Annotated in this window: 7 protein-coding genes; 5 read left to right on the top strand and 2 right to left on the bottom strand. The window is 49.8% G+C overall.

The genetic code is table 11. The features are described from left to right. Positions 1–96 precede the first annotated feature (96 nt). The 4 genes from ACR6HW_RS06800 (at position 97) to ACR6HW_RS06785 (ending at position 7,505) form a co-directional block, all read left to right on the top strand. Entirely contained in the window at positions 97–1,329 is a 1,233-nt protein-coding gene (locus tag ACR6HW_RS06800) for an aminopeptidase (protein ID WP_455730395.1), read from the top strand. Positions 1,330–1,824: 495 nt separating this feature from the next. Beyond that, entirely contained in the window at positions 1,825–2,349 is a 525-nt protein-coding gene (gene nuoE, locus ACR6HW_RS06795) for an NADH-quinone oxidoreductase subunit NuoE (protein ID WP_455730394.1), read from the top strand. After that, positions 2,349–4,076, top strand: a complete 1,728-nt coding sequence (locus ACR6HW_RS06790) for an NADH-ubiquinone oxidoreductase-F iron-sulfur binding region domain-containing protein (RefSeq protein WP_455730393.1) — start codon at positions 2,349–2,351, stop codon at positions 4,074–4,076. The genes nuoE and ACR6HW_RS06790 overlap by 1 nt, the downstream gene beginning before the upstream one ends. A gap of 12 nt (positions 4,077–4,088) precedes the next feature. After that, entirely contained in the window at positions 4,089–7,505 is a 3,417-nt protein-coding gene (locus ACR6HW_RS06785; protein ID WP_455730392.1) for an FAD-dependent oxidoreductase, read from the top strand. A gap of 71 nt (positions 7,506–7,576) precedes the next feature. Here the strand turns inward: ACR6HW_RS06785 and ACR6HW_RS06780 are convergent, their stop codons facing one another. Both ACR6HW_RS06780 and ACR6HW_RS06775 read right to left on the bottom strand, forming a co-directional pair. Beyond that, a complete protein-coding gene (locus ACR6HW_RS06780) occupies positions 7,577–8,938 on the bottom strand; it encodes an MATE family efflux transporter (RefSeq protein ID WP_455730391.1) in 1,362 nt (453 codons plus the stop codon). Positions 8,939–8,953: 15 nt separating this feature from the next. Then, the gene (locus ACR6HW_RS06775) at positions 8,954–9,385 is read right to left on the bottom strand and encodes a MarR family winged helix-turn-helix transcriptional regulator (RefSeq protein WP_455730390.1); all 432 of its coding nucleotides are present in this window, start codon (positions 9,383–9,385) and stop codon (positions 8,954–8,956) included. 131 nt (positions 9,386–9,516) lie between these two features. Here ACR6HW_RS06775 and ACR6HW_RS06770 point away from each other — a divergent pair, with 131 nt between their 5' ends. Beyond that, a complete protein-coding gene (locus tag ACR6HW_RS06770; RefSeq protein WP_455730389.1) occupies positions 9,517–11,304 on the top strand; it encodes an HD domain-containing phosphohydrolase in 1,788 nt (595 codons plus the stop codon). The last annotated feature ends 32 nt before the right edge of the window (positions 11,305–11,336 follow it).

Below are 11,336 nucleotides of genomic sequence, written 5' to 3'. Positions count from 1 at the left end.
TCTCTTTTGTAACATAATCTTAACCGACTTGATTAGTTACCCGAAATGATTTAAAATCTAATCAGTAAGATTAAAACATAATTAACGGAGGCGAGCATGAAAGACAGACAAAATGAACTGAAGAAATATGCGGCACTGGCCGTTGAAGTGGGCATCAACTTAAAAAAAGGCGAAGGCCTTATCGTCGGTACCAACATACACGGTTTACCGTTGGCTAGGGAAATAGTTAAAAGAGCTTATGCCCTAGGCGCCAAGCACGTGGAAGTGATGTTCAGCGACGATGACATCACCCTTGCACGCTACGAAAATGCACACGACGAAGTGTTTGAGAATTATCCAAAATGGAAAGTGGAGATGCTCGAAAGCATGTACAAAGACAATTACCACCACCTGTTTATTTCGGCGCAGAATCCGGAACTCTTAAAATCGATTTCAGGCGATGTGGTGGCAAAAGACCAAAAAACGGCTTCTGAGGCGCTTTCACCGGCGATGAAGTACCGAATGACAGGACATACCAAGTGGGCGATTGTGGCGGTCCCTTCACCGGCATGGGCGAAGAGCGTATACCCTGAGCTCTCTGAAGAAGCCGCTGTTGACGCGCTTTGGGAAAAAGTCCTGGACGCGACGCGTGTCAGCGCTGAAGACCCCGTTAAGGCGTGGCAACAGCACGACGACGCACTTAAAAAGTATAAAAAATTCCTCAACGATAAGCAGTTTGAAAAGCTCACACTCAAAGCAGAAGGCACGGACCTCGAAGTGTACCTTGCCGACGCACATCACTGGATGGGCGGCTCAAAAGACAGCTTAAAAGGCGATCCGTTTGTGGCGAACATCCCAACAGAGGAAGTGTTTACAACGCCGCATAAACTCAAAGTCAACGGCACCCTTAAAGCCACTAAGCCATTAAGCCTCAACGGCAAGCTCGTGGACGGTTTCGGCTTCACGTTTAAAGACGGCAAAGTGGTAGATTACTACGCTGAAAAAGGCAAAGACGTCCTCGACAAACTGCTCGCCAACGACGAAGGGGCATCGTACCTCGGAGAAGTGGCACTGGTCGGTCACGATTCGCCGATTTCAAACACCGGCATCCTTTTTAACAACACCCTGTTCGATGAAAATGCTTCCGTTCACTTTGCTCTGGGCAGAGCTTACGCATACGCTATGCAAGACGGTTCAAACCTCTCTCAAGAAGAACTCCTTCAAAGAGGGGCAAATTTCTCACTGATTCACGTCGACTTTATGGTCGGTGGACCGGAAATGGAAATCGTCGCTCATGAAAAAGATGGCGGCACTGTAAAACTCTTTGAAAAAGGCAACTGGACCTTTTAAATAATCTGCAGGCAAACACCGCACTCACTTGTTGAGGCGGTGTTTTTTTTAATGAAGGAAAGGCGGAAAAGATTACGCGATGTGGGACAGAACCTTTGGGAGTGCCGTCTTTATCAGTTGTTTCGATGCGCGGAAATGTGTGAGTTGAACCGAGCTATTATTAGAGAACATTTTAACAAAGAACGTTCGTATAGCAGAGGGCGTTCAGACTTGAATTAAGTTGCGTTTAAAGGCGATTGCCATTGACAAGAGGGCTGTTTTGTATAGGGTAAATGCGTGCGCACTCTTGAAGCAGAGTGTTTTCGCCGTCTGTCGAGTTATCTCATTTTTCGTAAAAACGCCGTCAATTTATACCCATGAAACGCAGAAAAATAAAAGAATTATGAAGTTTCTTTAAATATAAAAAAAAATAATGAAAACAACTAGATGCTTCGTTAAATAAATGATAAACTCATTGGGGGATTACTATCCCAATCATAAGAAGAGGTGAAGTTCATGTGTTGTAATTGTAACGCGCAGCAGGAACAAGGGGTCATCACAGCCCCTGTAGATCTTGGTTTGGTCGCTCCTGTTGCAGAAAAGTACAAGGGGACGAACGGCAGCCTGATCACAATTTTACAAGAGACGCAAGACATCTACGGCTATTTGCCGAGAGAAGTCTTGGAAGAACTCTCAAAATTAACAGGCATCAAAGCTTCTAAAATCTATGGTGTCGCCACCTTTTACACGCAGTTCAGACTCAAGCCCATCGGCAAGTATCTGATTATGTTGTGTCAAGGAACAGCGTGCTATGTCAACGGGTCGGCGGCCATTGAGAGAGCTGTTTGCGAAACACTGGGAATTCAAGAAGGTGAAACGACAGACGATTTGCTGTTCACATTTAACAATGTTGCGTGTCTAGGGTGCTGTTCATTGGCGCCAGTCATGATGGTGAATGACGAGACCTACGCCAACTTAACCCCTGAAAAGACCAGAGAAATTTTAAAAGGCATTCAACAATCAGAAAGCGAGGTGCTCTAATGAAAGTAGTCGTTGGCGCATCGAGCTGCGGCTTTGCAGCAGGCGCAGGCAAGTTGATCGATCACTTGAAGGCGCATCGCGCAGATTTAGAGGTGGGCATCACAGGCTGTATCGGCATGTGTTACCTCGAACCTATTGTAGACGTGTACGTGGACGATATTCTATATCGACATGTCAATGTAGGTGTAGACGCTCTGGAGACCATCTTGGCGTCGCCCGAAGACAACCCGTACCACATCAGTGCAGAAGACGCCGGTATTTTTGAGGCACAGGCACACCGTGTGGTCACGGCATACTATGGGAAGATTGATCCCGAATCCATCGACGCTTATACGGCAGTCGGCGGCTACGACGCCATAAAAAAAGCCGTTCAGACGATGACGCCACAGACTGTTATCGACGCGATGAAAGTATCCGGCCTGAGAGGGCGCGGCGGCGCGGGCTTCCCGACGTGGTTCAAATGGCAAGCGGCCTACCAGTCGAAAGGTGCGACGAAATACATCGTCTGCAATGCCGATGAAGGCGATCCAGGTGCGTTTATGGACCGATCGGTACTGGAAGGCGACCCGCATCGACTCATCGAAGGGATGATGATCGGCGGTTATGCCATCGGCGCAAAGACCGGAGTTGTCTATGTCAGAGCTGAGTACCCACTGGCCATAGTCCGGTTGCAAAAGGCTATAGACGACGCCAAAGCACGAGGCTATTTGGGGCAAAACTGTTTCGGCATAGAGGGCTACGATTTCGAGCTCAAAATCAAGGCCGGTGCAGGGGCGTTTGTCTGCGGTGAAGAGACGGCATTAATTGCGTCGCTAGAAGGCGAGCGCGGCATGCCGAGGTTGAAGCCGCCGTTTCCGGCACAAAAGGGCTTCTGGGACATGCCGACGAACATCAACAACGTCGAGACCTTTGCCAACGTCCCGTTTATCATTTTAAACGGCCCTGAGGCATTTGCGGCACTCGGCAGTGAAAAATCCAAAGGGACGAAAGTCTTTGCTCTAACGGGAAAAATTAAAAAAGGCGGTTTGGTGGAGATTCCAATGGGTCTGCCATTAAAAGACGTCATCTATGGTATTGGCGGCGGTATCGCCAATGGCGGCACCTTTAAAGCGGTGCAGATGGGGGGACCGTCAGGCGGGTGTATTCCAAAAGAAATGCTCGATACGCCTATCGATTACGAAGCGATTAATGCAACGGGGGCAATAGTCGGTTCGGGCGGTATGGTCGTTATGGATGAAAGCAATTGCATGGTGTCGATGGCGCGTTTCTTTTTAGAATTTACTTGTAAAGAATCCTGTGGCAAATGCACGTATTGTCGTATTGGTACGCGGCGCATGCTCGAAATACTCACGCGTATCATCGAAGGCGATGGGGTACCGGAAGACATCGATCTTCTCTTTGAACTGAGTCATAAAATCAAAGAAGGGTCGCTCTGCGGTCTCGGCCAAACGGCGCCGAATCCGGTTCTCACAACACTGAAGTACTTTAGAAACGAGTACGAAGATCACATTTACCATAAAAAGTGTACAGCGAAGCAATGTACCGCATTGATTCGCTACGAAGTCGACGCGGAAAAATGCGTCGGTTGTACGCTGTGTGCAAGAGCTTGTCCTGTGTCTGCAATAGACGGCCAAGTCAAGCAAGCGCATCTCATCAATCAAGAGACGTGCATCAAGTGCGGTCAATGTGTAGAAAAGTGTAAATTCAACGCAATTGCAGTGCATTAGGAGGCTTAATCAATGTCACAAATCAGATTAAATATAGACGGCTTCGAAATGGTCTCATATAGCGGGAAGACGATTTTAGAAGCGGCTAGAGAAAACGGCATTCACATCCCTACCTTATGTCAGAGCGATCTCGTTAAAAATTACGGTTCTTGCGGCATCTGTGTCGTAGAGGTGGAGGGGACGCCGAAGTTACTGCGCGCATGCTCAACCGAAGTGGCAGACGGTATGATTGTCAAGACCGACACCGACCGCATCCGTGCGTCGAGAAAGACGACACTGGAACTGATGCTCTCTGACCACACAGGCGATTGTAAGGCGCCGTGTGTCCTCGGATGTCCAGGGCAGGTAGACGTACAGGGCTATGTGGGCCTAATTGCAAACGGCGCATACGACGAAGCGCTGAAACTCATTAAAAAAGAACTGCCGTTGCCGGCCTCTATCGGTAGAGTGTGTCCGCATCCGTGCCAGACAGCTTGCCGACGTGGGTTGTTGGAAGATGCTGTGCACATCGCTTGGCTCAAGCGGTATGTGGCAGATCTCGACCTCGAAAAAGACGCGCCGTACCAACCGGCACTGGAAGCGCCGACGGGTAAGCACGTGGCCATCGTCGGCGGCGGGCCAAGTGGTTTAACGGCGGCGTATTACCTCAGACAAAAGGGGCATGACGTCACCATTTACGAGGCGATGCCCGAGTTTGGCGGCATGCTCAAATACGGGATTCCGCTCTACAGACTCCCAAAAGAAGTGTTGCTCAGCGAAGTGAAGCTCATTGAGCGCATGGGCGTTACTTTAAAACCGAATATCAAAATCGGCGTCGACGTGACACTGGATTACTTACGAGGCAATTTTGACGCGGTATACGTGGCCGTTGGCGCTTGGCAGAGTACGATGATGAAGTGTCCTGGACTGGACCTCAACGGCGTACACGGCGGCATCGATTTCTTAAACAAGTTCGCCATCAACAAGCCGATTAAACTCGGTAAGCGCATCGCCGTAATCGGCGGTGGCAACACGGCGATGGACGCCGCGAGAACCTCGGTGAGACTGGGGGCGAGCGATGTCTACGCCATTTACAGAAGAACGAAAAAAGACATGCCGGCTGTGGATGTGGAAATTGAAGAAGCAGAAGAAGAAGGCGTACAGTTTAAGTTCCTTCAAAACCCGATAGAAATTATCGGCGATGACCACGGCAACGTCAAGGCCATTAAACTTCAGAAGATGATGCAGACAGAACCCGATGCCAGCGGGCGTCGCAAAGTCATTCCGGTAGAAGGGGCTATTGAAACGCTGGAAGTCGATGCGGTTATTATGTCCATTGGCCAAAAGCTGTTGCCCATTGGTGTGGAGAGCCTCGCTCAAAACGATTGGGGCTTTATTTCAGCCGATGAAGGCACTTTCATGACCAGTGTAGAAGGGGTCTTTGCGGGTGGTGACTGTACCAACGACGGCGCGTCGATTGCCATTGAGGCCATTGCCGACGGCAAGCGCGCCGCACGTGTGATGGACACGTACCTCAAAGGTGAAATGAAGCCGTACAAGCCGATTTACACGGTGAAAAAAGAAAATGTCACAGCACTGGATTTCCAGAACGTGCACACACAGCGTCCGGCGCCAATGGGACACGAAGCACCGGAAGCGCGCAAACACCATTTTGAAGAAGTGGTACACGGCTATGAGGTACAAGATGCGGCTCTAGAGGCGTCGCGCTGTCTCGAGTGCGGTTGTCACGACGTGTTTGAATGCGACCTCTACAGCTATGCCAACGCCTACGATGTCAAGCCCGAGCGCTTTACCGGCGAAAAACACGCCCTGCCGCTTGTGGACGACCATCCGTACATTTTGAGAGATCCCAACAAGTGTATTTTGTGTGGCATGTGCGTCCGCGTCTGCGATGAAGTGATGGACAACGGCGCCCTAAGCCTTGTCAACAGGGGCTTTGAGACCGTTGTGCAACCGGCGCTTTTAAAGCCGTTTAACGAGTCGGGGTGCATCTCGTGCGGTCAGTGTGTCAGTCTTTGTCCAACAGGAGCTCTTCAAGAGAAGAAGGCCATTCAGAAGCCGGTGCCGTTAGATGCACACAAGACGCAGACCGTTTGTCAAGGATGCGGCGTCGGTTGTCCGGTGGAAATGGAGCATCAAGGTGAACTGATGCTCAGAGCGCTGCCGGTAGCCACCAATGCTTTGGAAGCACCGGTGCTCTGTAAAAAGGGACGTTTTGAGTTCGGTGGTTTTGATAAACGCCGACGCATTGAAAAACCGATGATTCGCAAAAATGGCGTGCTCACTGAAGTCACTTATGAAGAGGCATTCGCCTATACGGCGCGCAAGGCACAGAGCCTCCAGCTGGTCAACGGTTTTGACGCTATGGCGGTAAGCATCTCCGACAAGTGGACCAATGAAGCAGCTGCTCAAGCGACGCGCTTTGCAAAAGAAATTCTCAAGTTAGAAGATGCGTACATGCTCCACCAGAAACAGAGTGGGCTTAAAGCGGTGTTAGGCACAGATGCTTCGACAACGACCTTTAAAGAACTGCTGTCGACTGCGTGCATTGTAACTGTAGGCGTCGGGTTTAAAGAGCGCCACGGCGTCGCAGGCATCCGCATTAAAAAAGCGGTGGACAGCGGAGCAGAGCTGTTGAACATCACAGAGCACAAAGGCAAACTCGATGACTGGGCGACTACCAGCGTCGTAACTTCCGACTTGGAAATGACGGCGAAGGCCATGGCAAAAGCTGCGCTCGAGTGCGGCAAGAATCGAGAGGCCGCACAGGCATACGCTTCTGAACTGGAAGGTGTCGTCGTGCCGGCGTCGATTGAGGCCGTAATGAACAGCTATATGGGACATAAAAAAGCCGTCATCGTCTTCGACTACGATGCGCTTTCAACCGAAGCGCAACGGTATCTCGCCATTGCGGCGTTGGCATCGGGACACAACGGTGCGCCGAGATGTGGGGTTATTCAGCTGAAGATGGGAGCCAATACGCAGGGGCTTGTGGACATTGGCGTCAACGCCGATACGCCGAAGTTGCTCCAAGCGATTGAAAGCGGATTGGTAAAAGGACTCGTCGCCTTTGGCGGCACTGAAACCGTCAATCCTTCGGCGCTTGAGAACCTTGGCTTCTTAGCGGTAATGACCGATTACGCGTCGGCGCTGTCAGAGCGTGCAGATGTCATCATCCCGTCGCGTACACTCTACGAGAGCGAGGGGACTGTAACGTCTACCGACCGACATGTACAAACTGTTCGTAAAGTTGTGGAGGGCCCTGTGCGCTTCACCAACATCGAAGCGGTCACCCAGCTGATGAACATCTTTACCACCAATTCAGAAGTCGAAAAAGCAGGCGATATGCGGGAATGGCTTTACAAGAACATTCCGGCTTACAGTGCGATGAAACACACAGAGACCGTGGATTTTTACTGGTCGCTGTAACGGCATCAATATAAGAAAAACCGTCTCGGGGGCACGATACAGTGCACCGGGACGGTTTTTTTAATAGGCGGTTACGATGGCACGTTGTCCGTTGCCGCATTTTTGTTGAGTTTCCAAATGGCGTGCATTAGGAAGGCAAAAGTCAGCACCGATGCAGTAAAGTCCGCAATAGGCCCTGAAAGCCAAACGCCATCTAATCCCAATCCGAAGAGGTTGGGGAGGATGAGCAACATCGGTATCAAGACGATGACCTGTCTTAGTAAGCTGAGGAACATAGCTTTTGGCGCTTGTCCCGTGGCTTGAAAGAAGTTGGCACTGATAATCTGAAAACCGATAATTGGCATCATGCACAAGTAGATGCGCATGCCGCGTTTGGTGACTTCAACCAGTGTCGGGTCGTTGTTAAACAGCCCGATCATAAAGGTCGTGAAGAACTGTGTCAGAATAAAGGCCACGATGCAGACGGCTGTAGCGGCGCCAATGGCGAGCAACAACGCCTTTTTGACCCGTGCGTAGTTCTTTGCGCCGTAGTTGTAACCGATAATCGGCTGAGAGCCTTGGTTGAGTCCGAAAATCGGCATCAAGAAAAAGATGGCTACCGCGTTGATAACTGTCATAGCGGAAATAGCGATGTCGCCACCGTGCGTTTTTAGCGCATTGTTGGAAACGATGGTCACGATGCTGGCCGCCACTTGCATGGAAAACGGCGAAATGCCGATGGTGATAATGCTGAGGACGATATCGGCATCGAGTTTTAAATTGTGTACGTGAAACTTGAGTTTGCTGTTGCCGCTTGTAAAATAGTGCAGAACCCAAACGGCTGAAACCCCTTGGGAAATAACGGTGGCGATAGCCGCCCCTTGAATACCGAGGTCAAAGACGAAGATGAACAACGGGTCGAGGATGATGTTGGTGATAGCGCCGATGAGCATGGTGTACATAGCGATTTGAGGGCTGCCTTCAGCGCGGATGATGTTGTTGAGACCAAAGCCGAGGCCTTGTAAAATAGCGCCCATGAGAATTACGGTGATATAACTTTCTGCGTAGTGGATGGTGGCGTCGCTGGCGCCGAAAAAATAAAGAAGTGGCGTCTTATAAGTGAGGCCGACAACGGTGACCACTGCCATAATCAGAACGAGTAGGGTGACGGCGTTGCCCAAAATCTTTTCGGCGAGGTCTTCGCGCTTTTCTCCAAGGCGAATGCTGATGCGCGCGGCACCTCCAATGCCGATGAGCATGCCGAAGCCCATGAGCAGGGTCATAAAGGGCAGTGAAAGGCCGATGCCCGTCATTGCCAAAGGGGTGAGGCGGCCGATGTAAATTCGGTCGACGATGTTGTAGAGGGCGTTGACCAGCATGCCGACGATGGCCGGCACAGAGAATTTTAATAGCAGCTCGCCAATGGGTTTCGTTCCGAGTTCGTTTTGTGTCATAACTTGCTCCTTAATTTAAATGAGTGTGCTGTATTTGGACCGAATCGCATTTGAAGTCAGTTTGCCGATTAGGACGTCGATTAACTGAATTTCTTCTTCTGTAAAGCCTTCGAGCAACGTCTCTTCCCATTCGCTTCCAAAAGCGGCCAGTTCGTTTCGAACGGCTTTGCCCTTTTCCGTTAAGAAGACGAGATTGACCCTGGCGTCTTCTGGGTGTTTTTCACGGTAGATGAAGCCTTGTCGCTCGAGTTTTTGAATCGCCCGCGTCGTCGTCGCTTTGTCCACCGCCAAGGCATGGCTGATGGTGTCTTGACTGACGCCGTTGTGAGCGAAGAGGTACAAGATAAAAGTGTATTGTCCGCTTCCGATGGATTTATCCAACATACAGTCTTCCATGTAAGAACGGCCGTAACGGTGAATGATAGATATGCGCTTTACAAGTTCCATAAATAAGTCCTTTCTTTGTAGGTGCATTACTAGTTTAAGTGGAATTAGTTGCAAAGTCAACTATTTGTTTTTTAGATGCAAGGTTTTTTTAAATTTGGGTATATCTAAAGAAAGTAGAAATGGAGGCGCGCATGAAAACTATTGAGACATTTGAAGAAATTAACCGACGAAGTGACACGCCACTGGAAAAAGCCGATGCTTTGGTCAAAGCTTTCAAAGCCATTTCAAGAGCACATATCGAAAGGCGTGAAAAGGCCATCGATTGGTTCAACCGTTGGTACGCTGAACAAGCCCCAAACGACAGCGTCTATTTGAGGCTGCTCTATTGCAAGGCCTATTACTGCTACACAACCGCTGCTTACGAAATGCTGTTCAGATTGCATCATGAATCGAAACATCTAAACGTCGGCGCGGCGGACAGCGCCTATATGGGGTGGATTAGTCGTTTGGTGGCCTATTCGGCTTATGTCATTGGCCTCGCCGACCTCGCAATAGAAAGCGCCTTTAGAGCGCTGAGCTATTTTAAAGCCATCTCTGATGACGTAGAGGTGATTCGTTGCTATACGGCACTTGGCGTTTGTTACAGCGTCATTCCCGATTACGCCCTTCAGATTACGTATTTTAATAAGGGGTTGCGCTTGTCAGAAGCCCTTGAAATCGCAGGGACTCAAAAATCGCTGCACAACAACATCGCCTATACGGCACTTTTGATGGATGACGCCGAACTGGCTCGCGTACATGTAAAGAAAGGACTTAAACTGCTCGATGAAGGTGAAGAGAGTGTGGTTAAAGTGGGCCTTCTGATCAACGCTTGCCGGTTGACTTGTCTAGCAGCTGATTACGAAGAAGCCCTGCGGCAAATTGAAGAGATAGAAGCGTTGCCGATGCTCAAAACGGACATGTCCATGTGGCTCGATTTGCTGTTGCTGAAGGCGACGGTTTACAAGCGGCAGGGCAAACGAGAGCGGACGCTTGCGGTGCTGACAGAGGGCCTTGAAAAGGCGGAGCGGATTAAAGCGCCAAAATACATTGCCACATTTACACAAAAAATCGGGAAATGCTATGCAAGTAGCGGTGCCTATAAAGACGCGTATGCGTTTCAGGAGCGCTACACTGCCCTTCAGGAAACACTGGAGAGAGAAAAAGCCTCTTTCCAATACTTGGTGCTGCGCATTCAAAATGAAGTCGATGTGCTCAAACACGAGCAGGCGCATCTTTCAGAAGCGCTTGAGAGTGCGCGAAAGGAGTTGCGTGGGACTCAGGAAGTGACGATTTACGCTTTGGCCACATTGGCTGAGTTTAGAGACCAAGTGACGGGAAATCACATCTTGAGAACGTCACATTATGTAAAGACGCTTTGCGAATGCCTCGATACAGAAGGCTTGTACCGCTCGCTTCTCACATCGACATTTATTAAAGACTTCTCGCGCTCAGCTTGTTTACACGACATTGGGAAAGTCGGCGTCAGCGACTTGATTTTAAACAAACCCGGGAAGCTCACGCCGGAAGAATTCGAACAGATTAAAAAACATGTGGTTTACGGCCGCGAGGCGTTGGCGATTACAGAAAAAATATTGGGCGACGACTCTTTTTTAAAGATGGCGCAAGTTATTGCGTACACCCATCATGAAAAATGGGATGGCTCTGGCTATCCAGAAGGTCTTAGCGGCACGAACATTCCGGTTCTCGGCCGTATTATGAGTATTATTGACGTCTATGATGCGTTGATTAGCAGACGTCCTTACAAAGTCCCCTATCCGCATCTAGAGGCGCTTGAAATTATAAAAGCGTCCACGGGGACGCACTTCGATCCCGAAATTGCATCTGTTTTTATTAAACACCATCGCGCGTTTTACGAAATTGCCAAGCGCCTTATCGACACCGATGAAGAACAGCGCGTTCTACGAACCGGCATGTAACTTGTGGCAAAACCTGTTGGTCTCTATAAGAG

This window comes from Fusibacter sp. JL298sf-3, assembly GCF_053842995.1.
Note: the sequence above shows the minus strand (reverse complement) of the source record. Positions and strands in the feature narration are given on the sequence as shown.

Excerpts from the sequence above, each read along its gene's own strand:
- ACR6HW_RS06800 (WP_455730395.1), top strand. The coding sequence starts at position 97 with ATGAAAGACAGACAAAATGAACTGAAGAAATATGCGGCACTGGCCGTT.
- nuoE (WP_455730394.1), top strand. The coding sequence starts at position 1,825 with ATGTGTTGTAATTGTAACGCGCAGCAGGAACAAGGGGTCATCACAGCC.
- ACR6HW_RS06790 (WP_455730393.1), top strand. The coding sequence starts at position 2,349 with ATGAAAGTAGTCGTTGGCGCATCGAGCTGCGGCTTTGCAGCAGGCGCA.
- ACR6HW_RS06785 (WP_455730392.1), top strand. The coding sequence starts at position 4,089 with ATGTCACAAATCAGATTAAATATAGACGGCTTCGAAATGGTCTCATAT.
- ACR6HW_RS06780 (WP_455730391.1), bottom strand. The coding sequence starts at position 8,938 with ATGACACAAAACGAACTCGGAACGAAACCCATTGGCGAGCTGCTATTA.
- ACR6HW_RS06775 (WP_455730390.1), bottom strand. The coding sequence starts at position 9,385 with ATGGAACTTGTAAAGCGCATATCTATCATTCACCGTTACGGCCGTTCT.
- ACR6HW_RS06770 (WP_455730389.1), top strand. The coding sequence starts at position 9,517 with ATGAAAACTATTGAGACATTTGAAGAAATTAACCGACGAAGTGACACG.